This is a genomic window from Streptococcus pseudopneumoniae, from assembly GCF_038148955.1.
Classification (GTDB): Bacteria; Bacillota; Bacilli; order Lactobacillales; family Streptococcaceae; genus Streptococcus; species Streptococcus pseudopneumoniae_T.
This window is the reverse complement of the sequence record NZ_JBBJZY010000010.1, coordinates 17,480-43,038: the sequence shown is the minus strand read 5'-3', so window position 1 is coordinate 43,038 and position 25,559 is coordinate 17,480. Positions and strand designations below refer to the sequence as shown.

Genomic DNA, 25,559 nt, shown 5'->3' with positions numbered 1-25,559 from the left:
GATTGCAGTTTACCTCAGAGACTCTTTTACTTCCTTGCGAAGATTTTCTAGACTGCTGATACTATATTTATCCATAACCTTTGGTAAATTTTCGATGATGTCAGGACAGGCGTAAGGATTGGTAAAGTTGGCTGTTCCAACTCCAATAGCAGATGCTCCAGCCAGATACATTTCTAGGGCAGCTTCAGCCGAATCCACTCCTCCCATTCCAATGATAGGCAGGTCTGTTGTTTGGGCGACTTGGCGGATGAGTTTGAGGGCTACTGGAAAAACTGCTGGACCAGACATTCCACCTGTTCCATTGGCCAAGATTGGTTTTCTGGTTTTGAGGTCAAAGCGCATTCCAACTAGAGTATTGATCATGGTTAAACCACTTGCCCCCGCATCTTCTGCAGCTTTTGCGACAGTAACGATATCGGTCACACTCGGGGTTAATTTGACATAAACTGGCACATCAGACGCTTCTACAGCTGCTTTCACCACATCATAAGCTAAATCTGGATCTTGACCAATCAAAAGTCCGTGATTACAGTGGTCAACATTGGGACAAGAAATATTGAGCTCGATAGCCTTTACATTAGTTGCCTTGGAAATACCATGAGAAACAGCCGTATACTCTTGTTTTGAAAAACCGGCCACATTAGCAATAATAGGAAGATTTGGATATTCTCTTTCCAGCCAAGGCAGTTTTTCAGCTAAGACAGCTTCCAAACCCGGATTTTGCAAACCGATTGCATTGAGCATACCAGCAGGTGTCTCTGCTACCCTTGGAGTTGGATTGCCAAAGCGTGGTTCAAGGGTTGTCGCCTTGATCATAATAGAACCTAAAAGGTCTAAATCATAGTACTTGGCATACTCTTGGCCAAAACCAAAACAGCCTGATGCTGGAATAATCGGATTTTTCAAATTCAAACCAGGTAGAGAAACTTGTAAACGATTTCTAGTCATGATTTTCTCCTTATAATACAACTGTTCCTGTGCGGAAAACAGGGCCATCTTCACAGACACGTTGGCTGACCGTCTCGCTTTCTGGCACTTTTAGGACGCAGGCATAGCAAGCCCCCATCCCACAAGCCATACGAGATTCCAGAGATAGATAGGCTCTTGGGTGGTCATAAAAGGTTTGATTGATATACTTCATCATTCCAGGCGCCCCACATGAGTAAACAGCATCAAATTGACTGTCTAAATCATTGATGACAACAGAAACATTTCCCTTGATGCCATAAGAACCATCATCTGTCGTTACAAAGACCTGACCATATTGGGCCAATTCCGTCTCTAAAATAACAGCATCCTTGTTGGCAAAACCTAGGACTATCACTACTTTCACACCACGCACATGCAATTCCTTGGCCACTTCAAGCAAGGGTGGAACACCAATCCCACCACCAACGAGAAGAACCTGATTCTGCTCATCAAGGTCAGACAAGTCAAAACCATTTCCCTGAGGCCCCATCACATCAAGAGTATCTCCCTGACTTAAGGTTGAAAAAATAGCTGTTCCAGCTCCCTCAATCCGATAAATAAGGCGACACTGCTTGTTAGACTTATCAATAGACGAAATTGAAATAGGGCGGCGCAAGAGATGGGCGTCATCAGGCACACGCAGGTGAAGAAATTGGCCTGCTCGCATGGCTTCAACCATCTCTCCTTCTAGGACTAATTCAAAGATTGCTGGCGCAATTTCCTCTTGTGCAACCACCTTCATGGTTTCCAAACGAATGGCACCCAAACGTTTCTTACATGTGGGATTCATGACTTTTCCTCCTTAAATTTTAAGGGGACCAGACAAAGAAAAGACCTTGCGATTGCAAGGCCTCAGTTAAAATCGTACAAGACAAGAGAGCACACTCAAAAAGTCTCCTCTAGAAAATTGTACTATTCTTTTATCTGACACCTTGTGAGTCTCTCTGGACTCCCCTTAAAGGTTAAATTTTTATTAGTATACTCTTTCAGCTAAAAAAAGTCAAGTAGAAAACGAACATTCTACTTGACTTCATGAGATTATTTTTCACGAATGACTTCGACCTTGTATCCATCAGGGTCTTTGACAAAATAATAGTTTGGTGCAGTTCCTGGTAAGCCATTTGGTGCAGTAACTTCATAACCTTTTGCACTGTGCTCTTGATGAAGAGCCTCAAGATCAGGTGTACTGAGGGCGATATGGGCAAACCCATCTCCAACCACATAAGGACCATGATCGTAGTTATAAGTCAACTCCAACTCATAGTCATCACCTTCAAGTCCTAGATAGACAATCGTGAAGGCATGGTCTGGAAAATCTCTGCGGCGCAATTCTTTAAAACCAAAAGCATCTTGATAAAATGCGATTGATTTTTCAAGATTTTCTACTCGCAAGCAAGTGTGTAGCATTTTTGAAGCCATATTTTTCTCCTTTATTTCTAAAAAGACTGGGACAATCCTGTTCCAGTCTTATCAGTTATTATTTACCAAGTTTTGCTTTAGCTGCATCTGCAAGAGCTGTGAAAGCTGCTGCATCGTTAACAGCCAAGTCAGCAAGCATTTTACGGTTAACTTCGATCTCAGCCAATTTCAAACCATGCATCAATTGTGAGTATGAAAGTCCGTTCATACGAGCTGCCGCGTTGATACGAGTGATCCACAATTTGCGGAAGTCACGTTTTTTCTGACGACGGTCACGGTATGCATAGTAGTAAGAGTTCATTACTTGTTCTTTTGCAGTACGGAACAAGATGTGTTTAGCTCCATAGTAACCTTTTGCTAATTTAAGAATACGTTTACGACGTTTGCGTGATACAACGCCACCTTTAACACGTGCCATGTTTTATTTCCTCCAAATATTTCCTAGAATTGTTTACTTACAGTCAAGCTATTATTTCAAGCGAGTAAGCATTGCTTTGATACGTTTGTAGTCTCCTGAATGCACCATAGATGCTTTACGAAGATGACGACGTTGTTTCTTAGTTTTTCCGTGGAAACGGTGAGAAGTGTAAGCACGGAAACGTTTAAGTCCACCAGAACCTGTACGTTTGAAACGTTTAGCTGATGCGCGGTGTGTTTTTTGTTTTGGCATGATTTTTTCTCCTTTATTTAACTTTCTGACAATTATTTTTTGTCAGTCGCTGGCGCCAATTGCATGAACATTTGACGTCCATCCATTTTAGCACGTTGTTCGATGATGGCAATATCTTGAGTTGCTTCAGCAAACTCGGCTAAAACTTTTGCACCAATCTCTTTATGGGTAATCATACGACCCTTAAAGCGAATAGATACCTTAACTTTATTTCCTTTTTCAAGGAATTTGCGTGCATTGCGAAGTTTTGTATCAAAGTCACCCTTGTCAATCGTTGGACTTAGACGAACTTCTTTCACAGTAACAACACTCTGTTTTTTACGTTGTTCTTTTTGCTTCTTCTGGTACTCAAATTTGAACTTACCGTAGTCCATAATTTTTGCAACAGGCGGTTTGGCTTGGGGTTGAATCAATACTAGGTCAACATTAGCGTTATCAGCCAAAGCTTGCGCTTCACTGAGTGGCTTGATGCCTAGCTGTTCTCCTTCAAGACCAATCAAGCGAACTTCACGTACACGAATCTCATCATTGATGAATAAGTCTTGCTTTGCTATGGTTTTCACCTCTTTTGTTTTATTAGAGAAAAACAATAGCGGACTCGTAAATATACAAGCCCGCACGTTATGATAGCGTTTCTTAGAAACTTTTCATCCGTAGGGCCAGGCAACTGAATGTCACAAGGCGAGAAGCTCTCACTTCTGCTTTTCTCAACTTTTATATGATACCAAGTTTTCGAACTCTTGTCAAGATAAAAAGTTATTTTTTTGAAAAGTTTCTGCTCATTAACCGACCGTTTCAATCTCCCAACTATTCCACCCTTTAAAGCGTATAGCTCCCTGCTGATCAGTTCGGTAAATTCTGCTATTGTTACCTTCCAGTCGTGTCAAGGTTTCCTGATGGGGTAATTTCGCACGATTGTTCTTTCCAACTGAGATAAGAGTAAGCTCTGGTTTGAGCTGTTCTAGGAAAATTGGATTTGTTGAATTTTTAGAACCATGTTGACCAGCTTTCAAAACATCCACTTTCAAGTCTGGGTAGTTCTTCAGCAAATCCTTCTCTCCTTTTTCCTCCAAATTTCCTGTGAAGAGAAAGTGCTTATCCAAAAGTTTTCCATACAGAACTAGGGAGTCTTCATGACCTCCATCTCCAATTTCCCTTGGATATAGGACTTCTAACTGACTTCCGAAAATTGGCAAATTCTCTCCCACTGACACACTACGCACCTTGGTTTGAGTCGCCTGTAGTTCTGCCACAAATTCCTTCTGTTTCAGACTGCCTTTTGACACTAAAATTTCGCCTACATGAAAAGCCTTGGTCACCTCCAACAAATCTCCAACATGCTCCTTGTCCGTATTTGTCAAAACTAGCTGGTCAATCTTGACTACTCCGCGACTTTTGAGATAGGGAATCAAGGTTCGTTGAGCATTGCTGGTCGTCGTCTTTTCTTGCCATTTTTCTATTTTCTTACTAGACTCTGCCTTACCGCCTACATCTATGAGAATGGTTTTACCAGTTACATCCCTTAGGAAAATACTTTCCCCTTGCCCCACATCCAGCATGGTAATTTCATTTTCCAGTGGATACTTGGTCAGGAAAAAGAGACCCGTAATCAATAAGCTTAATACTGCTAGCCTTTTAATGTTTTTCCTCAAATCATAGACCAAAGCCAAAGAAATCAACAATAAAATTAAAAGCCATGCATTGGGTTGTCCAAAGACCAGAGGCCTACTTGCCAGCTGCGATACCAAGCGAATAGTCCCCTCCAACCACTCAAAGATAAAGTTCAGCTGAATGACTGGATAGAGAAATGAAAGGGCAAATAAGATAGACAAGAGCGGTAAAAAGACCAAGTCAAATAGAAAAGAAAAGACAAAGGTCAAAAGGATGGACCAAGGCTGAAATTCCGCAAAATAGAAGGATAGGATGGGTAATATGCCCAAAGAAATAACCAGACTTTCTCTAGCAACAGCCTTAAGCCCCTCGCCTTCTTTGCTGGTCATGGTCAAGATAAAAGCATAAGCGCAGGACAAGACTCCTCCTGCTGTCAAGAAAAAGGTGGGCATGACGATAAAGAGGACAAGCACAGTCAGGGCAAAATTATCCAAGCCCTTAATACCATGTTGAGCCAGTAACTTTTGCAAAAGACTGCGAATGACCGATGCTGAAAATCCAGTCAGGCCCGCATAGATAAGGGAAAAGGGATAAGTCAGCCATTTCAACTTTTCTTGGGTCAAACCCAATCGCAAGAGAAGTTTCTTAAATCCATCCATGAAAAATCCTACCTGCATACCGGACAAGGCAAAAAGGTGGATAATTCCTAGACTGGAATAAAGCTCATTCATCTCCTCAAAGTCCGTATCCAGATGTCCTAGCAAGAGCCCCGTCATGTAGTTGCGCATAGGGTCTGGAAAGTGCGTCTTAATCCAAACTACAGCCTTTCGACGTAAGCTGGACAGGTTTTCACCTATATCCCAACTTCCAACCTTTTGAAGTGACTGGATTTTTTTGATATTGAGAGTCTGGTAAATTCCCTGAGTCTTCAGATAGGCTTGGTAGTCAAAGCCACCAAAATTTCTCTTCCCTTCTGGCTCCGAAAGTTTTCCTTCTAGTTCCAAGTCATGAAGGGATGTTAAAGCTTGGAATTGTTCTTTTTCATTCTCGGACTGAAGCTTGTAATAGACTTGAAAAATGCGTCCATCAGACTTGCCACGAAAGGATAAGCTATCACCATTGACTTTGATAGTATCTGGTAAAATCCGCACCCTCTCAACAGAATCCGCTAGGTTTTGACTCGCTTGGCTCTGTTGCCAATTTTGAAACAGAAACCAAAATCCAAAGATTCCACAAATCACTAGAACTTTGCTAGCAGATTTCCACGGAAATTGGATAAAGAGACAGACTAGCAGAAAAACGAAGCCCAGCAGTGCGAGATAGGATGCTGAGAAAATGGCGTAGTAAAGCCAGAGCAATAGAAAACTCAGATAGATTAGGGGGATAGGAAAACTCTTAATCCACTGTAACATAGTCTTTTAACTTTTCTATGGTCTTGGCACCAATGCCAGAGACTTTCTTGAGTTCATCAACCGACTTAAATTTCCCATTTGCCTCACGATGGTCGATAATGTCCTGAGCTCGTTTTCCTCCCAGTCCCTTGACCTGCTTGAGTTCTTCCAGACTGGCCTTGTTGAGATTGACCTTCTTGTCCTTGCTTGTTGAAGAAGGCGCTCCAGAACCTGCCTGTTGACTAGCTACTTCTTCTCCCTTAGATGGAACGTAAACCAGAGCCTCGTCACTAACTTTCTGAGCTAGATTGAGCCCCTTGCTGTCTGCTTGCTCTGTCAAGCCACCAGCCTTCTGAACAGCATCATTGACTCGACTACCTACCGGCAAGTTATAAATCCCTGGTGATTTAACAGCACCTTTGACATCTACTGTGATTAGATCTTGTTCAAGGGGTTCTTCCTTTTCTTCCTTCTTCACTTCCTTTTCGGTCGATGAACCCTTGGAAACAGCTGCAACTTCTGCCTGTAAATTCGTTTCTTTGACAGGTGTTTGTGGAGCTGGCTTTAGCAGGAAAAATCCTCCGACAAGTAATCCCAGACCAGTACAGATGACAATGATTTTATACTCTTTTATTTTCTCTATAATTGCTTCCATATTTTCTCCTCTCTTATATTATTCGTAAGAGGAAGAAAAAACAGTTGAAAATTTCTTCTCAACTGCTTATTTATTTGCAAAATAATCTTCCTTGGTCAAGACATAATGAATTCTTGTAACGATTCGGCCTTCTTCATGCTGGTCCATACAAGCATATGGTTCTGCATGGGAAAAACGCATGCCTGATTTCTCCATGACCTTTCCAGATGCAGGATTGTCCTTATCATGAAGGGCAATCAACTTATTCATCCCTATCTTCTCAAAAGCTAGCTCAATTACGGCACGATTGGCTTCTGTCGTCAATCCTTGATTCCAATACTTTTTATTGATAATATAGCCAATAGCTGCCTTCTTAAGAACAGGATCAATCTTGTGCAAATCAATGGTTCCGATAAATTTGCCATTGCTTTTTAGTTCTATTCCCCACCGTCCCAAGGGATTGGCCAAGTAGAACTGAGCAATGTTATTCTTGGTTTCTTCCAAGCTTTGATTTGTTGGAAAAGTGTAGCGCGTATTTTCTCTGTCCGAGGCGTAGGCAAACATTGCTTCTGCATCATCCAAGGTTACAGGTCTAAGCAATAAACGCTCAGTCTCCACTATTGGATACTGAGCTAGTTTTAAAAAGATTGATTCCATAGGATTCCACCACTTGAAAAGTTTCTAACTAAGATAAGGATATTGAATGAAATATTTAAAACGCAAATTTATACTTAGCATTGAGATAACTTTAAGTACAAAAGAGCTATCCTTCAGACAGAGATTGAGACTCTAATTCTTCACTCTCTTCTTTTTTAACTGGAGCTGGTTCATAAGCTCGGATAATCTGAGCGACAACTGGATGGCGAACCACATCCTTAGCTGAAAAATGAACAAAGTCAATCTGATGGATGTTCTTGAGTTTCTCTTGAGCATCAATCAAACCGGACTTGACATTCCGTGGTAGGTCAATCTGACTGATATCTCCATTGACAATCATCTTAGAATTAAAACCTAAACGAGTCAAAAACATCTTCATCTGCATAATGGTCGTGTTTTGCGCCTCATCAAGAATGACAAAGGCATCATCCAAGGTCCGGCCACGCATATAGGCAAGGGGCGCAATCTCGATAATTTCACGCTCCATGAGTCGAGTCGTTTGGTCTTTCCCAAGAATCTGATACAAGGCATCATAAACAGGTCTAAGGTAAGGATCTACCTTCTCCTTAAGATCACCCGGAAGAAAACCTAGACTCTCTCCTGCTTCCACCGCTGGGCGTGTCAGGATAATTCGTTTGACTTGCCCACGTTTAAGGGCAGTCACTGCCAAGGTCACTGCAAGGAAGGTCTTCCCTGTCCCTGCAGGTCCGATTCCAAAAGTCACATCATGCTGTTTAACACTATCCACATAAAGCTTTTGACCCAATGTTTTGACACGAATCGGTTTACCAGTATTGTCCTTGATAATTTCTTCTTCGTAAAGGGCGACAAACTTGTCAATTTCATCATTTTTGACCATGCTAATCGCAGTAACCACATCTGGCGTGCCAACGGTCATCCCACGATTCACCAAAACCATCAAAGCCTGAATAACCTGACGGGCTTCTTCACAGGCAGTCTCTTCTCCCAAAACCTGGACAATCTCCGTACGGGCATGAATCACCACATCAAGCTCTTCTTCCATTAAACGAAGATGGCGCTCATTGGAACCAAAAAGATGAAACAGGTCATCTGGATGACTCAGTTGAATGTCTATTGAATGTTCCTTCAAATAAAGAACCTCTCTAATCCTTTTATTTCTTTTTATTATAGCAAAGGGATGGATAAATTACTAGCCCAAACCTAATGAATAAAGTCTAGTGTTCTAAGTATTCTTGCCAGATAGAATCAAAATCCCCCAGATTAAAAGAGAAACTGGCATGTTCCTCCAAAAATCGACTGACCTCATCAAAATCATCTGTGTGTTTTGGAAAAGCTGACTCTTCAAAGGCTAGGTCTGCCAGGATAGCCTTAGGACTGTTACTTTTAGGATTGCGCTCAGTCATGAGCCAAGTGTAAAATGATTTTCTCATAAGTCTCCCTAAATCAACTCTGTCCCAAACTGGTCCTGCTTGATTTTACCAGCCTTCATCAAGCCGCCGAGTGCTTTCTTAAACTGACCTTTAGAAATGCCAAAGGTGGCCTTGATGTCGTCTGGAGATGACTTATCATTTAAGGTCATGAAACCGCCATTGCTTTCCAAATAGGTCAAAATCATCTGAGCATCATTTTCCAACATCTCAAAGGAACGCGGTTTGAGGGAGAGGTTCAAGGTACGGTCCACTTCACGGAAACCAATGACACGCGCATCCAACACTTGCCCCAAACGAGGCTCTGCGTAACGCTCGCTAGGATGGATAAAACCAAGCATGTTATTCTCTGGTAGGTAGACAAAAGTTCCTGAAAGCTTGAGGCGGTACACAATGGCTGGCCAGTTTTGGTTCTGCATGTTGTTGTAGGCAGGACGAGCCAGACGTTGGAAGTCTTCTTGATAGGCTAAGAGTCCCCAGATACGGTCTTTCTTGTCCACTTCAAGACGGATGTAGAGTTGGTCGCCTTTCTTAGGCCAGAGTTCCTTGAGCTCAGGGAGAATATCAAGTGACACTACGATTTCCTTGTCAGGAAGACCTGTATCCACAAAGACACCCAAGTCCTTACGAACTTCTGTGACACGGCCCCAACCAAATTGGTCCTGAGTGGCAGTGACTTCTAAAGTGGTCAAGCGGAGCTTTTGCTTCATATCTGTATAAGCAAAACCTTTGACCGTATCCCCTACTGTATGCTGACCTTCTTCCTTGGCAAGGGCATAGGTTTGCCCATCCTTTTGCACAAAGTAAAAACGGTCATTTTCATCGATGATGAGTCCAACGATAAAACTTGCAAGATTTGTATTCATATTTCCTTCTTTCGAATAAAACTCAGCCAGCAATGCCAACTGAGTTTTTCTGTTTATTTTTAGACTTCCAAGAGTTCTTTTTCTTTGTTGGCAGTCATGTCGTCGATGTGTTTGACAGCATCGTCTGTTACTTTTTGAATATCTTTTTCAAGAGTCTTCAATTCGTCTTCAGTAATTTCTTTTGCTTTTTCTTGTTTCTTAGCTTCGTCCATAGCATCTCGACGGATATTGCGGACAGCCACTTTAGCATTCTCACCGACCTTCTTCACTTCTTTAGCAAGGTCACGACGAGTTTCTTCTGTAAGAGCAGGGATAACCAAACGAATCACAGAACCGTCGTTAGCTGGTGTGATACCAAGATCAGAAGCGTTCAAGGCACGTTCGATGTCTTTCAATGAAGACTTGTCAAATGGCGTTACCAACAAGACACGCGCTTCTGGAATGGTAATTGAAGCGATTTGGTTTAGGGGAGTTTCTACTCCATAGTACTCTACATGTACACGGTCAAGCAAGCTTGCATTGGCACGACCGGCACGGATACCACCAAATTCACGAGCAAGTGATTGGTGAGACTGGGTCATTCTCTCTTTAGCTTTTTCAATAATTGCGTTAGCCATAATCTTTCTTATTCCTTTTCTTCGATATTATTTGAAACTGTTGTTCCGATATTTTCACCAAATACGACACGTTTGATGTTGCCTGGTTGGTTCATGTTGAAGACAACCAAGTCAATGTCGTTATCCATTGAGAGGGTTGAAGCTGTTGAGTCCATGATACGAAGACCTTTATTGATAACGTCACGGTGGGTCAATTCTTCAAACTTAACGGCTGTCTTGTCTTTCTTAGGATCAGCATTATAAACACCGTCGACCCCATTTTTAGCCATAAGGATGGCATCTGCTTCGATTTCAGCTGCACGAAGAGCCGCTGTTGTATCGGTTGAGAAGTAAGGTGAACCAATTCCGGCACCAAAGATAACGATACGGCCTTTTTCAAGGTGACGAAGGGCACGTCCACGGACATAAGGCTCTGCCACTTGTTGCATGGCAATAGCTGTTTGCACACGTGTATCAACCCCAACTTGTTGCAATGAATCTGCCATCACAAGAGCATTCATAACAGTCCCAAGCATTCCTGTGTAATCTGCCTGAACGCGGTCCATTCCTGCTTCTGCAGCAGGTTCTCCACGCCAGAGATTTCCTCCACCGATAACAAGGGCAATTTCGATACCTAAGCTATGAACTTCTTGAATCTCTTTTGCGATTGTTTGAACTGTTTGGATATCAATCCCTACGCCTCGTTCACCGGCAAGGGCTTCACCTGATAACTTGATTAAAATACGTTTATACTTGGGATTCGCCATTTTCACTCTCCTTTTTTTATCCTACCTATTTTATCACAATTTCTAAGATTTTTATAGTATCATGAGCAATTCTTTCAAAAAAATTAGACTGTTAAAAATTCCTCTAAGTCGCTAAGGGCACGCTCTGCAATTTTTTCATAACGAGCCTTCTTATCACGGATACGTTCGCCTTCCAACTCCTTGATGATTCCAAAATTGACATTCATTGGTTGGAAATGTTTGCTGTCCGCATGGGTGATGTAATGAGCTAAGCTTCCAATCGCTGTTGTTTCTGGGAAAATAGCCTCGCTTTCTCCCTTGAAAAGACGAGCTGCGTTAATACCCGCAACTAAGCCTGACGCTGCTGATTCAACATAGCCTTCCACACCCGTCATCTGACCAGCAAAGAAGAGATTTGGTTGTTTCTTAGAACGGTAGGTCTGATCCAGAAGATTTGGTGAATCCATGTAAGAATTGCGGTGCATGACCCCATAACGAACAAACTCAGCATTTTCAAGACCTGGAATCATTTGGAAGACTCGCTTTTGCTCTCCCCATTTGAGGTGGGTCTGGAAACCAACGATATTGTAGAGACTACCAGCCGCATTGTCCTGACGAAGTTGAACCACCGCATAAGGTGTTTTGAATTCTCCATCACGAGGGCCTGTGTAGTCGTCTGGATACTCAAGACCGACTGGTTTCATAGGACCATACAGCATAGTTTTAATGCCTCGTTTGGCCATGACTTCGATAGGCATACAGCCTTCAAAATACTTTTCTTTTTCAAAAGAATTGAGCGGAGCTTCTTCCGCATTGACCAAGGCTTCATGGAAATCCATAAACTCTTGCTTGGTCATTGGAGCATTGAGGTAGGCCGCCTCTCCCTTATCATAACGAGATTTTAGATAGACCTTGCTCATATCGATGGTGTTGACATCGATAATAGGCGCTGCCGCATCGTAGAAATAGAAACCATCGCCGTCATTAAGAGCATGAATCTTTTCAGCCAGAGCATCGCTGGTCAAAGGACCAGTAGCGACAACCGTAATAACATCTGTCGGCAATTCTGTAATTTCATCACGAACCACTTCAATAAAGGGGTGGTTAACCACTTTTTCGGTCACCATTTGGGAGAAACCATCACGGTCTACCGCAAGAGCCCCACCCGCAGGAACACGTGTAGCCTCAGCAGATTCCAAGATAACAGAACCCAAGCGACGCATTTCTTCCTTGAGAAGCCCTACAGCATTTGTCAAAGCATCCCCACGAAGAGAATTAGAACAAACTAACTCGGCAAAATTGTCTGTTTTGTGCTGGGGTGTTGACTTGACACCACGCATTTCATAGAGTTTAACTGGAATACCACGTTCTGCGATTTGGTAGGCTGCTTCAGAACCTGCCAAACCAGCACCGATAACATTGATATAAGATTGAGACACGACACTAATACCTCTTTGGGAGTGTAAAGACAAGCTTCACATTGAAAAAGCCAACCGAACTTACTCGCTTTCGAATTTCTTGGCTCAGGCTGAAAAAGTCCACAGGACTTACTTCGCTCTCGAGTTTCTTGGCTCAGGCTGAAAAAGTCCCCCGGACTTTTTCACTCCCACAAATCTTTCTAATTTTTTCTTCTACTAGTATAACAAAAAAAGGGAAGAAGGCAAACTTCCCTGTTTAGTCATTTTCTTGATTTTCTTCCCAGTCATGGTAGGCAGCGTAGAGTTGACTTTTATTCCACTGGTAAATCTTAGCGACTTCCTTGATAGCTTGATTTTTCTTCATGCCTTGCTGGATGCGTACTTGTATTTCTGAAAACAAGTCCTCCTCGTCTTTTTCTTCCACATCCTGACTGGCACCTTCAACAATGATAAGGCATTCTCCCTTAAGTGGCGTTTCAGCGATGCTTTCCAGCAATTCAGAAATGGTACCTCTTTGGTATTCTTCATAGATTTTGGTCAATTCTCTAACCAAGACCACCGAGCGGTCACCATAGACTTCTAGCATATTTTCTAGCGTATCCGCCACACGATGGGGCGATTCGTAGAAAATTTGTGTTTCAGGATAGTCTTTTTTTGAGTCGAAAAATTGCTTTTGCTGGCCTGATTTTCTTGGTAAAAAACCATAAAATATATGTGGTTGTGGAGCCAGACCACTGGCAATCAAGGCAGAAATCCCTGCAGAGGCTCCTGGGACTGTGACAACCGCAATTTCTTCCTCAATAGCTACCTTAACCAAATCATGACCAGGGTCTGAAATGCTAGGTAGACCCGCATCGGATACCTGAGCAATACTTTGCCCTGCTTTCAAGAAACCAATCAAATCAGGAATTTTTTCCTTGGCGTTGTGCTCATGAAAACTGATCTGCTTGGTCGAAATGTCAAAATGCTTGAGCAAAAGACCTGTATTGCGCGTGTCCTCAGCAGCAATCCAGTTCACTTCTTTCAAGGTCTGGATAGCTCGAAAGGTCATATCATCTAAATTGCCAATTGGCGTTGCCACTAGATACAGCTTGCCATAAGGAGACTGCCCCTTAAAACTTTTTTGAATCTGCATGCTTACTCCCTGTATAACAACTCGTCACAGAACATGCATTCCTCGTCCTGCTCTCGACGTTGTCCATAAAAATCATTACATACATGAAATCCGTCTTTATAAATCCGACGGACACTTTCACGAACATGCTTAGCCTTGACAGGAGCGTCTGCTTCCACCTCACCCAAGCGTTCTCGCAACTTAGAATTTTCCAAGCGAAGAGCTGTATTTTCCTCTACCAGGCTCTTGAGATTTTTCTTGATGGCTTCCACATCGGCCAAGGTCACCAATAACTGTTGGGAAAAATCATCCAGCGCGTCAAATAATTCTTTTTTGTCCATAAACCAGCCCTTTCCTTTCTTTATCCTTCATTTTTGAGTTTACAGTTCTTTCAAGACCAGATATTCCATGGCATTTTGAAAACTAACATTGGCTTGCCACATTTTTCTAGCTTCTAACAAATCTTGTAGAATCACTCTTACTCTTGCTTGTAGGATATCTTGTCCACAGAGAACTTCAAAAATCCGTAAAACCTGATCTTGTTTTTCCTTATCATCTGCCAAGCTAGCTAGTTTGGCAACTTGCAGATAACTTTCTTTTTTCTTAGCTACTAACCAAGTCAGTAAGCGTTCACTTTCATCGACCAAGGTCCAAAAACTTGCCTGATTAGCCAACTTTTCTGCTTCAGCTCGCGATTGACTAAACTGAGCTAGGAGAGTCGCTTTTTTCTTAACCAGTCCCATTTGTTCTAAGAGAAAGATGAGTTGTTCTTCTTGCTTTTTAAAGTGAAAAATCTGGGTCCGACTACGGATTGTCGGTAACATCTTTTCCTCATCGCTTGTCAAGAAGAAAATGTAAACCTCACTCTGGGGTTCTTCGATGACCTTGAGCAGAGAATTGGCTGCGTTAGGGTGCATCTTCTCAGCTTGCTCGATCATAAAGACCTGCTGCTGGCTTTCAATCCCTGCCTGGGAAAACTGGCCCACCAATTCCCGAATGCGTTCTGTCTTGATGACCTGATTGACTGGTTTAATCAAGGTGACATCAGGAAACTCTTCCTGTTCAATCAGCTTACAATTTCGACATTTCTCACATGGTAAAACGCCTACCTTCTCCGTACAGAAGAGGCTCTTAGCCAAAAATTGCGCCATTTCCAAGCTTCCAAAGAAACCTGAAAAGAGATAGGCATGATTGAGCTGGTCTTGTTCTAGGATACGGACAAAGCGGTCAAACTGGTCTGGCTGCCAAGCCTTTAATTCTTCTTGTTTCATTTAGCTAATCCCATTCTATCAAACAAGACAGCCTTGGTAGTTTCCACAACCTGCTCCAAAGGGAGACTAGCATCAATCTTGACAATACGATTTCCTTCTTTGTCCAGAAGAGAAAGGTAGCCTTGACGAACTTTTTTATGCAAATCCAACCCTTCCAAGTCCAAACGATTGACCTCGCGATTGCTATTAGCAGCAATGCGAGCCAGCCCTTCTTCCACCTCGATGTCAAAATAAAGTGTCAAATCGGGTTTAAGGCCATCTGTCGCAAACTGATTGAGCCAATCAATGGCGTCAATATCCAAGCCACGACCAAATCCCTGATAAGCAACGGAACTATCGATGAAACGATCCATAATAACCAACTTGCCAGCTTCAAGGGCAGGGAGAACTTTTTCCACCAAATGCTGTCTGCGACTGGCAATATAGAGAAGGAGTTCTGTCTTCGCATCCATCTGAGTATGACTTGGATCCAAAATCACTTCACGAATCTTCTCCCCAATCAAGACTCCGCCTGGCTCACGGGTCGTCAGAACCTCTACCCCTTTTTCCTCTAAAATTGGTAACAGTGCCTCTAAAACACTGGTCTTTCCTGCTCCCTCTGGTCCCTCAAGAGAGACTAAAAATCCTTTTGACATGTCTAACTCATTTCTTTTTTACTACTTCTATTTTATCAAAAAAATAGATATTGTGAAAATCTTTTTGGACACTGATTTTAAGGAAGTATAAAAGAGGTAGATTTCTCCACCTCTTATTTACCTAGTTTTTTAGTTCGTTTGTAGGCTTGATGAACTGCATCCATGACCGTTCCTCGAAAAGAATGCGCTTCTAGACTCGCTACACCAGCTATAGTCGAACCGCCTGGACTACAAACTTGATCTTTCAAAACTCCAGGATGTTGCTGGCTTTCTAGGACCAATTGTCCGGCGCCGACAACTGTTTGAGCCGCCATTTTCAGTGCTATTTCTCGTGGTAATCCTGTCTGAACACCCGCATCTGCTAAGGCCTCAATAAAGAGATAGACAAAGGCTGGTCCACAACCTGCAAGACCTGTCGCTGCGTCGATTAAGCCTTCTCCTAGTTCAACCAAGAGACCTGCCTTGGCTAACAGCTGACAAAAGAGCTCACTGTCCTCAGCCTTACAATTAGGAGACAAAGCATAACTAATCACTCCTTGCCCGATAGAAGCAGGGGTATTCGGCATCATACGAATAATTCGGTGTTGACTTGGGATAAGACTTGCTAGTTTTTCTAAAGTCAATCCAGCTGCCATGGAAATCAAAAGAAGACTCTCTCGTTTTTCAAGAATGGTCTGATATTGAGAAAGCAAGTCTGAGAACTGGGCTGGCTTAACACCTAGAAAAATCACATCTGCTTCTGCGAATATTTCTTCGTTGCTAGAAGCTAGACCACCGAAGTTGGCGATGAAAGCATCCACCTTAACTTGACTACGATTGGCAAGGAGAAGTTGAGCACCCGTCTTGGCCTGCAAAACAGCCTTGGCCAAGCTAGCACCCATATTCCCCAAACCGATAAATCCAATCTTCATCTCTTACTCCCTTATCTGTCCGTCACCAGTAACCACATACTTGTAGCTGGTCAATTCCTTCAAGCCCATGGGACCACGCGCGTGCAGTTTTTGAGTAGAAATCCCCATTTCACAACCAAGACCAAATTGACCACCATCGGTGAAACGAGTTGAGGCATTAACATAGACTGCTGCAGAGTCCACTTGATCTGTAAAGTAAGCTGCAGCCTCAGCATTTTCCGTCACAATGGCATCGGAATGATGAGTACTGTGGGCTTCAATATGCTCGACAGCTTCCTCAAGACTAGAAACTACTTTAACAGCTAGTACATAGTCTAAAAACTCAGTATCAAAGTCTTGTTCCTCAGCTGCTTGACCTGAAATAAACTGACTTGCTTTACTATCCAAGCGGAATTGAATTGGCTCCAGTCCAGCTTCTTTTCGATCTGCAACCAGCACTTGCTCCAAGCGAGGAAGGAAGCTTGCTGCCTTGTCTTCATGAACCAGCAGAACCTCCATGGCATTGCAGACAGAAGGACGACTGGTTTTAGCATTATTGATGATAGATAGAGCCTTGTCCTCATCTGCATCCTTGTCCACATAAACATGGACAATGCCTGTTCCTGTCTCGATAACTGGTACAATAGCATTTTCAACCACAGCATTGATCAAGCCAGCCCCTCCACGAGGAATAAGCAGGTCTAGATAGCCCTTGGCCTTCATCATAGCATAGCTACTTTCTCGGCTAGTATCTTCCACCAGTTGAATCACATCTGGGTGAATAGTAGTCATCTCCAAGCTCTTCTTCAAAGCTGTGACAATGGCATGGGCTGTTTGATAGGCGTCCTTACCACTACGAAGAACAACCGCATTTCCGCTCTTAAGAGCCAAAGCAACCGCATCAGACGTCACATTTGGACGGCTTTCATAGATAATACCGATAACCCCCATAGCCACACGTTTCTTTGTGATAACCAAACCATTTTCAAGCTGATTGGTTTCTAAAACTTCACCGATTGGATCTGGTAAAGCAACGACTTCACGAATACCAGTTGCCATTGCTTCTATACGTCCTGCATCCAAATAAAGACGATCCAGCATCACATCTGAAATTTTACCTTTAGCCACTTCCATATCAAGGGCATTAGCCGCTAAAATCTCCTCTGTAGCAGCCACTAAGTGATTAGCCATGGCTAGCAGGGCTTGGTTTTTCACCTCTTCACTAGCTGTGTTGATCGATTTTTTAACAGCCTGTACCTGTTCAAATTGTTCTTGTGTACTTACCATAATTCACCTCTAAAATTCTGTAAAGAGTAGTTGGATTTCAGGCGTAATGGAAATCCAGTCATCACGGTGAATCAAGACACCCTTGGCTTTTTGAGAACGCAACATATCCTCCAAAGCAGATGCTCCAAATTGCACACGCCCTTTTCCAAGTGATTTTCCACTCTCCTTGTCAAATACTGTCACAATATCACCGTAAGAAAAGGCTCCTTCTGCGTCAACAACACCAGATAAAAGGAGACTCTTGCCATGTTGAGAGAGAGCTTCTGCAGCCCCTTTATCAACCCAAATAGAACCTTGGCTCTGAGCATAGAAGGCCAGCCATTGTTTTTGGGTACGAAGTCCTTTCTCTTGCGCAACAAAGAAGGAACCATCCTTGGTCTCCTCAGCCGCCTCAATCATGGCATCTGACTTCAAGGATGAGCAGATATAAACAGGAACTCCTGATTCTGTCGCAATAGTGGCAGCTTTGATTTTGGTTAACATGCCCCCAGTTCCGTTTGAAGAACCTGCCCCACCGGCCATATCAATAATCTCACGATTGATGGTCTCGATTCGCTCCAAGCGTTTGGCTCTTGGATCTGAATGAGGATTTCCAGTATAGAGACCGTCCACATCTGTCAAGAGAACCAAAAGGTCCGCTTGGACCACGGCCGCTACCTGGGCACTTAGAGTGTCATTGTCCCCGACCTTGAGTTCATCAATAACGACACTGTCATTCTCATTGATAATAGGAATAGCGCCACGGCTAAGTAGAACTGACAAAGCCTGATGGGCATTTTTATAACGGCGCTTATCCACAAAATCATCCTGGGTCAGCAAGATTTGTGCAGAAACAATTTGGCGCAAGAGAAGATTGGTCGTGTATTCTTCCAACAAAAGGCCTTGCCCTACCGCTGCTGAAGCCTGTTTATCAGCAATCTTAGTCGGACGCTTTTTAAATCCTAAGGCCCCAAAACCTGCAGCAATAGCACCCGACGACACCAAAATCAATTCATGACCAGCCTCGTGCAACATAGCCAACTGCTGGGTAATAGCCTTTACCTTACTACGTGATAAACTTCCATCCTCATTTGTCAGAGAAGAAGTCCCCACCTTAAAGACAATCCGTTTGTATTTCATAGTTTCACTCCGATTCTTCATATTTGTCCATTATAACATGAATGGCAGGAAATAGAAAAGAGTTGATAGAAAGAAGAAGGCCCTAAAACCTTCTTTTTTACTACTGTTCTGATTCCGATTTGTTTGTACTCGTCTCAGAGCTTTGTGAAGTTGAAGAAGTCAAATCTTGCCTAGTTGAAGAACTTGTAATACTTTCGTGTTGACTCGTTTCTTTATTTTCAAGATCTTTTTTCACTACTTCTTTGAATTCTTTTAGTTCTGAGTTACTTGTATCTCTAGTTGTAGCAGATTTCTCGACTGGAACATCCACTAACCAGGCACCACTTGAATCAACAGTATAGCCTTCTGGTGTCTTACCGTTCACAAGTAATTCACCATTTTCTTTCAAGAAGTACCAGTTATCCTTGTCTTTAATCCAACCAACAGCTCGTGAACCGTCTGTCTTGTAGAAATACCAATCATTTGCCTTTTTAAGCCAGCCTTGCTTCATAGCTCCTGAATCTTCCAGATAATAATGTTGACCTGCAACTTCTATCTCACCTGTCTTCATGATACCAGTAGAATCCATATAGTACCAGGTTTCTTTATCTTTTACCCAACCCGTTTTCATTTCTCCTGATTGAGCAAAATAGTACCATTGCCCCTTATATTGAAGCCAACCTGTCTGCAGCGAACCATCCTTGGATAAATAATAATTCTGACCTCCAGTATTTACCCAACCAATTTCCATCTGATTTTCTTTGTTGAAATAATACCAGATTCCATCAATTTTCTTCCAATTTTTAGCAGCAACACCAGAGTCTGTCAAATAGAACCAATGATTGTTCCATTTTTTCCATTGATCCTGTAACAAGATACCCGTTTGGTTAAAGTAATACCATTCACCTTCGATTTCATTCCAACCTACTGCATACTCTCCTGTAGAGTCAGGTGCTTGATACCACCAATTCCCATATGCACTCTTATGCCAACCAGCTTGAAAACTTGGAATCGGCTTGTAGGAAGTTGAAATGTTGACAAAACCGTCTTGTCGAATATCAAAAACTGTCGCATCATAGTCTTTGCTGGCTGCGTTGATTCTCTCAATTCCTCGTTCTTTGAGCCAATTGACATACTCACTATCAACACCATTTTTCCAAGGTAGACTATCCGAAGTTTGAACAATCAAACTCGGACTCAAATTTTTAATAAAATTCTTTGTGTTTGATTTGTTGGTATCATGGTGATGGTTAAACTTCATCAAATCAACTTTTCCAATAAGAGGTCCATACTTGTCTTCCGCTCCATGAACATTATCTAAGTCGCCCCCAAGGTAAATTTTCTTGCCATTGACTTTTACTACGCTAATCAGAGAATTGGAATTGTCATCCCAAATTTTCTTTAATTCACCTGATGAATCTCTTTCATTTTCATAATTATAGAGCTGAATATCCATGTCCCCAAACTGAAAATGAGCATCTCCCTGTGTGATGTTTTGAATAACTGAAACACCTTTTTCGGCGGCAGTCTGTAAAACCTTATCATAACCGTACAGATTATCCCATAAACGTTCAGAATTAGTAATACGATTATCACTATATTTTTTAAGATAGACTCGGTCAACTGGATAGGTAGACAGTAATTCATCAACATTTCCAATATGATCACTGTGAGTATGGGTTACCAAAATAAAATCAAGTTTTTGGACACCCAATTCCTTCAAACGACGAAAGACACGGTCTGTCAGAACATGCTTATAAGACGTTTCAATTCCTTCTCTCCATGGATAACGAGAATCACTTCCATCTGGGAAATCATAATCTTCTCCTGTATCCACCATGGCAAAATGTCCATTACTTTCAAGAATAATTGCATCACTTCCACCTTCTTGAACATTGATAAAGTGAATTTTATTTCCTGAACTTTCTTGAGCTTGAACATTCCCATACCATGACAAACCTAAAAAAGCGCCTGCAAGTGCTAAACTAATCAATTTCTTTTTCATTCTTACTTTCTCAATCTCTCTAATGTTTCCTTAAAAATCTCTGGAATATCTGCTGTAAATTCCAAGGTCTCACCTGTTCTCGGATGAGTAAAACCTAGAGTCTTGGCATGAAGAAATTGTCCATGCCCCTTAAGTGTCTTACGAGGACCATAGACTTCATCGCCAGCGACTGGATGGCCAATATAAGCCATGTGAACACGGATTTGATGGGTACGTCCTGTCTCTAGCTGCAACTCTACCAAGCTGTAATCACCAAAACGTTCCAAGACGTGGAAACGAGTCACTGCAGGCTTACCTTTAGCAGTCACAGCCTGTTTCTTACGGTCTTTTTCACTTCGGCCAATCGGCGCTTCAATGACACCACGATCATTGGGCAGATTTCCATGAACAATCGCCCAATATTTTCGGAGTGACTTTTTATCCTTGAGTTCTTGGGCAAGTGCTAAGTGGGCCTCATCATTTTTAGCAATCATGAGAAGACCTGACGTATCCTTGTCAATACGGTGAACAATTCCTGGACGCAGAACTCCATTGATACCCGACAAGTCCTTAATATGATACATGAGGGCATTTACTAGGGTTCCACTGGTATGACCAGCACTCGGATGTACCACCATCCCTTGAGGCTTGTTGATGACGGCTACATCCTCATCTTGGTAGATGATTTCTAGCGGAATATCCTTAGCCACATACTCTAAAACCTCTGGTTCTGGCACATGGTAAGTGATGACATCGCCCTCTTGGACCGTGTATTTAGCTTTCTTGACTTGGCCATTGACCAAGACCTGACCTGATTTAATTTGTTCATTCGCAAGACTGCGTGATAATTCTGTCAAATCCGACAAAGCCTTATCCAGACGCAGGCCACCATTTTCAATTTTAATTTCCATTTATTTCCTCTTTTAGCATTGCAATCAATAAAATAATCACTCCAACAGTCAGATAGCTATCTGCCACATTGAAAATTGCAAAATTGATAAAGTCAAGGTGGAACATATCCACAACAAAACCCTGACTGACCCTGTCAATAAAGTTTCCAAGACCACCCGCGATGATCAAGGTCAAACCCAAGACCATCCAGAGTGAGTCCTCCATGTGTTTATGTAGATACCAAATGGCACCTACCACGACAACCAGAGTAATGACAGCGAATAACAACTGCTGATCTTGTAAGATAGAAAAGGCTGCCCCTCGATTTTGCAGGTAGGTCAAGCTAACGAAATTGGGAATCCAAGAACGTACTTCACCCAGTGGAATCTGCTGGACGATATAGGATTTTACCAACTGATCCAGCCCAATCAAAAGCAGTACAACGACTGCCACTATTCCTCTTTTTTTCATGATTTCCTCTTCTGATCAAAATATTCTTGCATGACTTCTACGAAAAGAGTTCCAGCCTGACTAAGCTCCACTTCCTCACGTTTAACATAGACCATGCGATTATCCAAATTATCCTTGAGACGAATAACTGTGATACCATTGACGCTGTCACTATCTAAAAATCCAGAACCTGTTGCATAAGCGTCCGTCCGCTCCAAAATACCATTCAAGGTAGCACGGTCTGTCACATTGAACATCTGCGAGCTAGCGCTGGTATCAACAAAGTTCTCTGAATAATAAAGGTACTCGTCTTTCTCTTGAGTGAAACGAACCGTTGGTAAATCCGCTAAATCCTCCATGACCAATTCCTCTTTCTGGGCTAAAGGATGCCCCTCACGAAGATAAATGTGGGTATGGAAGGGAATCAATTCAATGACCTCAAGGCCCAGTTTTTCAACCCGTTGCATAATCCCCTTTTTATTTTGATTGTTGAGGTAGATAATCCCAATCTCACTATGCCCTTGCGCCACTTCATCTAAAATTTGAACAGTAGTTGATTCAAAAATACGGAAGTTCTTATAGTCAGGATAGCGCTCTGAAAAGGCCGTAATCGTTGGTGGTAAGAAGTCATAGTGCTGACTAGCAATGGAAAATTCATCTTTTTCTTCTTCAGGATTGGCATACTGATTTTGAAAAATATCAAAGCCCTTGACCAATTCTTGCGCTTTTTCATAAAATTCCATACCACGACGGGTCAAGAAAGTCCCTGAGCTGGTCCGACGGAAAATCTTAAAACCCAACTCTTTTTCCAAATCACGCACAGAAATAGACAGACTCGGCTGGCTTACATACATCTTTTCAGCAGCTTCACGGAAAGTACCACTATTGGCAATGGCAACAACATAGCGTAATTGTTGAATGTTCATCTTCTACCCCCAACTTCTTTATTTTTTCATTATACCATATTTTAGAAGTTTTCCAAAAAGGAAAAAAGTCTGGAAATTTTCAAGTCTCAATAAATACTCTAACATCCCAATGCAAGAATTAGAATAATGTCTTTTTTCAGTCCTTATCTGATTTCAAGCAAATAAAAACAGCAAATCTTATTGATTTACCGTTTATAATATGATGCAAGACAATCATCTAACATTTTCTTTTACCCTATAAATCAACTAGAAAAAGCCTCTTCAATCCTATTAGCTATATCTGGATTTACTTCCCAAATACCAGCATAAGGTTGCTCGATATACTGTCTTTTCTTCTTAGTATATAGATAGACTACACTATCCTTTTCTTCATTCTGATGATAAAACTTGATAATGATGTAATCTTTCACATTTGTCGGTTGATCATTTACACTCTCCAAAGAGGTAGATTTTGACTGTTTCTGTATCTCCTTAATCAATTCTGAAATTTCTTCTCTCTCACTTATTGTTTTAATTTCTCCATAAATACTTTTCTGCAGGGAAATTACAGAAATCCTTTCAGGTTCAGGAAGAATAAGTTTTTTCTTATTGACACAAGCAGATAGAACAAGAAAAGAGATTGAACAGACTATTATAGTGATAATTTTTTTCATACTAGTCCACATCCTTTCCATATTCCTGCTTCTCTACTCAGACACAATTATAATATCAAATCTTAGCAATTTTTACAATATCTTATTCCCTTATAACATTCATTACTGAAAAATTTTATAGTGAATTGAATATAGAATAGTACAATATGACTTATATAGAATTATTAGTAAGCTAACTTCCTGAAAATAGGAGTAACCACACATCCCAGAAGGCAGTGATATTGATGAGGATATGAACCACTATTGGATAGTAGAGAGTTTTTGTCATGCGATACAATATAGCCAAAATAAGACCTCCACTAGCATAAATGAAAAAAGCAAGAGGTGTTAAAGCGAAATTGATATGAATATAACCGAAAATAATAGCAGAAAGCAAGACATCTCCGTACCAAGGCGAGTTTTTGAAAAAGGTTGTCATAAGCACACCGCGATAAATCAATTCCTCAGCAATAGGGCCGATGAAGCAAGCTATGAGCAAGAAATAGGGTAATTCCTGTCTCCCCATCATTTCTATCGTTTCATTCAAAGAAATTTGATTCGAGGACGAGGGTATGAAATAAGACAAGAGGAAGTCGGACATATACAAAATGATGTAGCCCAGTAAAAGGTAGATAAAGTACCTCAGCTGCCACTTGAAATGAAAAGTTTGCTTTCCTGCAAAAACTAGTAGATAGATGACCGCTAATAAAAGAACTCCACTCTCCATCAAAAGCAGAATCTGAAAAAATTCACGACTTGCTGGTAGATAAGGCTTGGCTAGGTGATTGAAAAGTCTCCAAAACCAAGTTGATTTGTAAAAAATTAAGGACAATGCTAGTAAAATTTGAATAACTCGTTTTTTCATATTAAACCCTCTGTTTTTCTTGACTAGCTTATTGAATATAATGGTTTGCTTAATTGAATCACAAGTTTAGTATAGCATATCTTTTCCAAATATCCTCTTCCAATCATAAATTGTCATCGAAACGTCCTAAACTGTAAAACCAATTAGCCCCAAGCTTTCTATCAATTTCTTCTCCAAAATATGCTATAATAATACCAAAAGATAAAGAAGGAAGTCTTATGATTAAACTACTAGCCTTGGATATGGACGGAACCCTCCTCAATGAAGCCAAGGAAATTCCACAAGCTCACATCATTGCTATTCACCAAGCTATTGAAAAAGGTGTCAAATTGGTTCTCTGTACGGGCCGCCCCCTTTTCGGTGTCCTCCCCTACTATCAAAAACTGGGGCTGGACCTCCAGAATGAGTATGTCATTGTTAACAACGGTTGTTCAACTCACCAGACTAGTGACTGGGGGCTAGTTGACTGGCAAGAACTCAGTCCTGCTGACATTGAATACCTCTATAATCTAGCTGAAAAGAGTGATGTTCAGTTGACTCTTTTTGATGAGGAACACTATTTTGTCCTCGGAGGCAAGCCTAATCAAGTCATTGAAAATGATGCCAAGCTAGTCTTTTCAGACCTGACTGAAATTTCTCTTGAGGAAGCGACTAGTGGTAAGTACCGAATGTTCCAAGGAATGTTTTTGGGGACAGAGAGCCAAACGGACGATTTTGAGCAACGGTTCGCTGAAGAACTTTGCCAACGATTTAGCGGAGTTCGTTCACAGCCTGTCATTTATGAAGCCATGCCACTTGGAACGACAAAGGCTACTGCTCTTTCTCGACTAGCTGAAATTTTGAAGATTGAGCCGTCAGAAATTATGGCCATGGGCGATGCCAATAACGATATCGAAATGCTCCAGTTTGCAGGGCTTGGGATTGCTATGGGAAATGCCAGCGACTATGTCAAATCCCTAGCTGATGATGTTACAGCCAGCAACGAAGAAGACGGCGTTGCGCGTGCTATTGAGAAGTATATTTTATAATTAAGAAGCCCAGTTCATATCAACTGGGTTTTGATATTTAAGAATTCCTAAAACTTTAGAAACTCTTTAGAAATCCTTGAGCTTTCTTTGATTTCTATGCTT

The 25,559-nt window shown here is 41.8% G+C and carries 29 protein-coding genes, 1 pseudogene and 1 other annotated feature; of the genes and pseudogenes, 2 read left to right on the top strand and 28 right to left on the bottom strand.

The genetic code is table 11. The features are described 5' to 3' along the window. Positions 1-9: 9 nt before the first annotated feature. The 26 genes from WKI23_RS04975 to WKI23_RS04850 all read right to left on the bottom strand — a co-directional run bounded on the left by WKI23_RS04975 (position 10) and on the right by WKI23_RS04850 (position 22,932). On the bottom strand, positions 10-996 hold the full coding sequence (locus tag WKI23_RS04975; protein WP_368079151.1) for a dihydroorotate dehydrogenase: 987 nt from the start codon (positions 994-996) through the stop codon (positions 10-12). Further along, positions 959-1,759, bottom strand: a complete 801-nt coding sequence (locus tag WKI23_RS04970) for a dihydroorotate dehydrogenase electron transfer subunit (RefSeq protein ID WP_368079150.1) — start codon at positions 1,757-1,759, stop codon at positions 959-961. Before WKI23_RS04970 ends, WKI23_RS04975 begins: the two co-directional genes overlap by 38 nt. A 248-nt stretch (positions 1,760-2,007) precedes the next feature. Then, positions 2,008-2,388, bottom strand: a complete 381-nt coding sequence (gloA, locus tag WKI23_RS04965; RefSeq protein ID WP_061759792.1) for a lactoylglutathione lyase — start codon at positions 2,386-2,388, stop codon at positions 2,008-2,010. A gap of 58 nt (positions 2,389-2,446) precedes the next feature. Next, complete coding sequence (rplT, locus tag WKI23_RS04960; protein ID WP_000124834.1) at positions 2,447-2,806, bottom strand: 50S ribosomal protein L20; 360 nt, start codon at positions 2,804-2,806, stop codon at positions 2,447-2,449. 51 nt (positions 2,807-2,857) lie between these two features. After that, on the bottom strand, positions 2,858-3,058 hold the full coding sequence (gene rpmI / locus WKI23_RS04955; protein ID WP_001125943.1) for a 50S ribosomal protein L35: 201 nt from the start codon (positions 3,056-3,058) through the stop codon (positions 2,858-2,860). Positions 3,059-3,090: 32 nt separating this feature from the next. Beyond that, positions 3,091-3,621 carry a translation initiation factor IF-3 gene (gene infC / locus WKI23_RS04950; RefSeq protein ID WP_000848180.1) on the bottom strand — a complete coding sequence of 177 codons (531 nt, stop codon included), beginning with the start codon at positions 3,619-3,621 and terminating at the stop codon, positions 3,091-3,093. Positions 3,622-3,636: 15 nt separating this feature from the next. After that, positions 3,637-3,768, bottom strand: a sequence feature (ribosomal protein L20 leader region). A gap of 72 nt (positions 3,769-3,840) precedes the next feature. After that, complete coding sequence (locus WKI23_RS04945) at positions 3,841-6,081, bottom strand: DNA internalization-related competence protein ComEC/Rec2 (RefSeq protein WP_368079149.1); 2,241 nt, start codon at positions 6,079-6,081, stop codon at positions 3,841-3,843. Then, positions 6,065-6,715, bottom strand: a complete 651-nt coding sequence (locus tag WKI23_RS04940; RefSeq protein ID WP_368079148.1) for a helix-hairpin-helix domain-containing protein — start codon at positions 6,713-6,715, stop codon at positions 6,065-6,067. Before WKI23_RS04940 ends, WKI23_RS04945 begins: the two co-directional genes overlap by 17 nt. A 66-nt stretch (positions 6,716-6,781) precedes the next feature. Beyond that, positions 6,782-7,351 carry a GNAT family N-acetyltransferase gene (locus WKI23_RS04935; RefSeq protein ID WP_368079147.1) on the bottom strand — a complete coding sequence of 190 codons (570 nt, stop codon included), beginning with the start codon at positions 7,349-7,351 and terminating at the stop codon, positions 6,782-6,784. Between the two features lie 106 nt (positions 7,352-7,457). Further along, positions 7,458-8,462, bottom strand: coding sequence for a PhoH family protein (locus tag WKI23_RS04930; protein WP_173254342.1), 1,005 nt, complete (start codon positions 8,460-8,462; stop codon positions 7,458-7,460). Positions 8,463-8,547: 85 nt separating this feature from the next. After that, on the bottom strand, positions 8,548-8,763 hold the full coding sequence (locus WKI23_RS04925) for a YozE family protein (RefSeq protein WP_001232085.1): 216 nt from the start codon (positions 8,761-8,763) through the stop codon (positions 8,548-8,550). Between the two features lie 8 nt (positions 8,764-8,771). Continuing rightward, the gene (gene cvfB, locus WKI23_RS04920; RefSeq protein ID WP_001095445.1) at positions 8,772-9,626 is read right to left on the bottom strand and encodes an RNA-binding virulence regulatory protein CvfB; all 855 of its coding nucleotides are present in this window, start codon (positions 9,624-9,626) and stop codon (positions 8,772-8,774) included. A 59-nt stretch (positions 9,627-9,685) separates the two neighbouring features. Next, on the bottom strand, positions 9,686-10,243 hold the full coding sequence (frr, locus tag WKI23_RS04915) for a ribosome recycling factor (RefSeq protein WP_001262225.1): 558 nt from the start codon (positions 10,241-10,243) through the stop codon (positions 9,686-9,688). An 8-nt stretch (positions 10,244-10,251) separates the two neighbouring features. Then, entirely contained in the window at positions 10,252-10,989 is a 738-nt protein-coding gene (pyrH, locus tag WKI23_RS04910) for a UMP kinase (RefSeq protein ID WP_000002996.1), read from the bottom strand. A gap of 83 nt (positions 10,990-11,072) precedes the next feature. Beyond that, entirely contained in the window at positions 11,073-12,407 is a 1,335-nt protein-coding gene (gene trmFO / locus WKI23_RS04905; RefSeq protein WP_368079146.1) for a methylenetetrahydrofolate--tRNA-(uracil(54)-C(5))-methyltransferase (FADH(2)-oxidizing) TrmFO, read from the bottom strand. Positions 12,408-12,642: 235 nt separating this feature from the next. Further along, positions 12,643-13,521 (bottom strand): 16S rRNA (cytidine(1402)-2'-O)-methyltransferase, encoded by an 879-nt coding sequence (gene rsmI / locus WKI23_RS04900; protein ID WP_368079145.1) that lies wholly within the window; start codon positions 13,519-13,521, stop codon positions 12,643-12,645. A gap of 2 nt (positions 13,522-13,523) precedes the next feature. Beyond that, entirely contained in the window at positions 13,524-13,841 is a 318-nt protein-coding gene (gene yabA, locus WKI23_RS04895; RefSeq protein WP_000358227.1) for a DNA replication initiation control protein YabA, read from the bottom strand. A gap of 39 nt (positions 13,842-13,880) precedes the next feature. Next, on the bottom strand, positions 13,881-14,771 hold the full coding sequence (locus WKI23_RS04890) for a DNA polymerase III subunit delta' (RefSeq protein WP_368079144.1): 891 nt from the start codon (positions 14,769-14,771) through the stop codon (positions 13,881-13,883). Next, a complete protein-coding gene (gene tmk / locus WKI23_RS04885) occupies positions 14,768-15,406 on the bottom strand; it encodes a dTMP kinase (RefSeq protein ID WP_138703600.1) in 639 nt (212 codons plus the stop codon). Before tmk ends, WKI23_RS04890 begins: the two co-directional genes overlap by 4 nt. A 113-nt stretch (positions 15,407-15,519) precedes the next feature. Further along, the gene (gene proC / locus WKI23_RS04880; protein ID WP_368079143.1) at positions 15,520-16,317 is read right to left on the bottom strand and encodes a pyrroline-5-carboxylate reductase; all 798 of its coding nucleotides are present in this window, start codon (positions 16,315-16,317) and stop codon (positions 15,520-15,522) included. A gap of 3 nt (positions 16,318-16,320) precedes the next feature. After that, on the bottom strand, positions 16,321-17,583 hold the full coding sequence (locus WKI23_RS04875) for a glutamate-5-semialdehyde dehydrogenase (protein ID WP_368079142.1): 1,263 nt from the start codon (positions 17,581-17,583) through the stop codon (positions 16,321-16,323). Positions 17,584-17,592: 9 nt separating this feature from the next. Next, positions 17,593-18,702, bottom strand: a complete 1,110-nt coding sequence (gene proB, locus WKI23_RS04870) for a glutamate 5-kinase (protein ID WP_368079141.1) — start codon at positions 18,700-18,702, stop codon at positions 17,593-17,595. A 100-nt stretch (positions 18,703-18,802) separates the two neighbouring features. Then, positions 18,803-20,686, bottom strand: a complete 1,884-nt coding sequence (gene cbpE / locus WKI23_RS04865) for a phosphorylcholine esterase CbpE (RefSeq protein WP_368079140.1) — start codon at positions 20,684-20,686, stop codon at positions 18,803-18,805. Positions 20,687-20,688: 2 nt separating this feature from the next. Beyond that, on the bottom strand, positions 20,689-21,576 hold the full coding sequence (locus WKI23_RS04860; protein ID WP_368079139.1) for an RluA family pseudouridine synthase: 888 nt from the start codon (positions 21,574-21,576) through the stop codon (positions 20,689-20,691). Beyond that, positions 21,566-22,027, bottom strand: a complete 462-nt coding sequence (lspA, locus tag WKI23_RS04855; protein ID WP_368079138.1) for a signal peptidase II — start codon at positions 22,025-22,027, stop codon at positions 21,566-21,568. The genes WKI23_RS04860 and lspA overlap by 11 nt, the downstream gene beginning before the upstream one ends. Beyond that, positions 22,024-22,932, bottom strand: coding sequence for a LysR family transcriptional regulator (locus WKI23_RS04850; protein ID WP_001025693.1), 909 nt, complete (start codon positions 22,930-22,932; stop codon positions 22,024-22,026). Before WKI23_RS04850 ends, lspA begins: the two co-directional genes overlap by 4 nt. On the opposite strand from WKI23_RS04850, the pseudogene WKI23_RS04845 reads away from it, so the two are divergent. Next, positions 22,925-22,999, top strand: a pseudogene (locus WKI23_RS04845) (AraC family transcriptional regulator); the annotation flags it as partial. The gene WKI23_RS04850 and the pseudogene WKI23_RS04845 sit on opposite strands and share 8 nt — an antisense overlap. Positions 23,000-23,174: 175 nt before the next feature. Here WKI23_RS04845 and WKI23_RS04840 read toward each other — a convergent pair. Together WKI23_RS04840 and WKI23_RS04835 are read right to left on the bottom strand one after the other, a co-directional pair. Next, positions 23,175-23,585, bottom strand: coding sequence for a DUF5301 domain-containing protein (locus WKI23_RS04840; protein WP_368079137.1), 411 nt, complete (start codon positions 23,583-23,585; stop codon positions 23,175-23,177). 172 nt (positions 23,586-23,757) lie between these two features. Continuing rightward, positions 23,758-24,429 (bottom strand): lysostaphin resistance A-like protein, encoded by a 672-nt coding sequence (locus WKI23_RS04835; RefSeq protein ID WP_368079136.1) that lies wholly within the window; start codon positions 24,427-24,429, stop codon positions 23,758-23,760. A gap of 218 nt (positions 24,430-24,647) precedes the next feature. Here WKI23_RS04835 and WKI23_RS04830 point away from each other — a divergent pair, with 218 nt between their 5' ends. After that, positions 24,648-25,457, top strand: coding sequence for a Cof-type HAD-IIB family hydrolase (locus tag WKI23_RS04830; RefSeq protein WP_368079135.1), 810 nt, complete (start codon positions 24,648-24,650; stop codon positions 25,455-25,457). Positions 25,458-25,559 lie beyond the last annotated feature (102 nt).

Excerpts from the sequence above, each read along its gene's own strand:
- WKI23_RS04860 (WP_368079139.1), bottom strand. The coding sequence starts at position 21,576 with ATGGAAATTAAAATTGAAAATGGTGGCCTGCGTCTGGATAAGGCTTTG.
- WKI23_RS04945 (WP_368079149.1), bottom strand. The coding sequence starts at position 6,081 with ATGTTACAGTGGATTAAGAGTTTTCCTATCCCCCTAATCTATCTGAGT.
- WKI23_RS04940 (WP_368079148.1), bottom strand. The coding sequence starts at position 6,715 with ATGGAAGCAATTATAGAGAAAATAAAAGAGTATAAAATCATTGTCATC.
- tmk (WP_138703600.1), bottom strand. The coding sequence starts at position 15,406 with ATGTCAAAAGGATTTTTAGTCTCTCTTGAGGGACCAGAGGGAGCAGGA.
- rpmI (WP_001125943.1), bottom strand. The coding sequence starts at position 3,058 with ATGCCAAAACAAAAAACACACCGCGCATCAGCTAAACGTTTCAAACGT.
- WKI23_RS04840 (WP_368079137.1), bottom strand. The coding sequence starts at position 23,585 with ATGAAAAAAATTATCACTATAATAGTCTGTTCAATCTCTTTTCTTGTT.
- cvfB (WP_001095445.1), bottom strand. The coding sequence starts at position 9,626 with ATGAATACAAATCTTGCAAGTTTTATCGTTGGACTCATCATCGATGAA.
- lspA (WP_368079138.1), bottom strand. The coding sequence starts at position 22,027 with ATGAAAAAAAGAGGAATAGTGGCAGTCGTTGTACTGCTTTTGATTGGG.
- WKI23_RS04835 (WP_368079136.1), bottom strand. The coding sequence starts at position 24,429 with ATGAAAAAACGAGTTATTCAAATTTTACTAGCATTGTCCTTAATTTTT.
- yabA (WP_000358227.1), bottom strand. The coding sequence starts at position 13,841 with ATGGACAAAAAAGAATTATTTGACGCGCTGGATGATTTTTCCCAACAG.
- WKI23_RS04975 (WP_368079151.1), bottom strand. The coding sequence starts at position 996 with ATGGCCCTGTTTTCCGCACAGGAACAGTTGTATTATAAGGAGAAAATC.
- WKI23_RS04890 (WP_368079144.1), bottom strand. The coding sequence starts at position 14,771 with ATGAAACAAGAAGAATTAAAGGCTTGGCAGCCAGACCAGTTTGACCGC.
- WKI23_RS04935 (WP_368079147.1), bottom strand. The coding sequence starts at position 7,351 with ATGGAATCAATCTTTTTAAAACTAGCTCAGTATCCAATAGTGGAGACT.
- pyrH (WP_000002996.1), bottom strand. The coding sequence starts at position 10,989 with ATGGCGAATCCCAAGTATAAACGTATTTTAATCAAGTTATCAGGTGAA.
- WKI23_RS04925 (WP_001232085.1), bottom strand. The coding sequence starts at position 8,763 with ATGAGAAAATCATTTTACACTTGGCTCATGACTGAGCGCAATCCTAAA.
- rsmI (WP_368079145.1), bottom strand. The coding sequence starts at position 13,521 with ATGCAGATTCAAAAAAGTTTTAAGGGGCAGTCTCCTTATGGCAAGCTG.
- proB (WP_368079141.1), bottom strand. The coding sequence starts at position 18,702 with ATGAAATACAAACGGATTGTCTTTAAGGTGGGGACTTCTTCTCTGACA.
- WKI23_RS04970 (WP_368079150.1), bottom strand. The coding sequence starts at position 1,759 with ATGAATCCCACATGTAAGAAACGTTTGGGTGCCATTCGTTTGGAAACC.
- gloA (WP_061759792.1), bottom strand. The coding sequence starts at position 2,388 with ATGGCTTCAAAAATGCTACACACTTGCTTGCGAGTAGAAAATCTTGAA.
- WKI23_RS04850 (WP_001025693.1), bottom strand. The coding sequence starts at position 22,932 with ATGAACATTCAACAATTACGCTATGTTGTTGCCATTGCCAATAGTGGT.
- WKI23_RS04830 (WP_368079135.1), top strand. The coding sequence starts at position 24,648 with ATGATTAAACTACTAGCCTTGGATATGGACGGAACCCTCCTCAATGAA.
- cbpE (WP_368079140.1), bottom strand. The coding sequence starts at position 20,686 with ATGAAAAAGAAATTGATTAGTTTAGCACTTGCAGGCGCTTTTTTAGGT.
- rplT (WP_000124834.1), bottom strand. The coding sequence starts at position 2,806 with ATGGCACGTGTTAAAGGTGGCGTTGTATCACGCAAACGTCGTAAACGT.
- frr (WP_001262225.1), bottom strand. The coding sequence starts at position 10,243 with ATGGCTAACGCAATTATTGAAAAAGCTAAAGAGAGAATGACCCAGTCT.
- proC (WP_368079143.1), bottom strand. The coding sequence starts at position 16,317 with ATGAAGATTGGATTTATCGGTTTGGGGAATATGGGTGCTAGCTTGGCC.
- WKI23_RS04875 (WP_368079142.1), bottom strand. The coding sequence starts at position 17,583 with ATGGTAAGTACACAAGAACAATTTGAACAGGTACAGGCTGTTAAAAAA.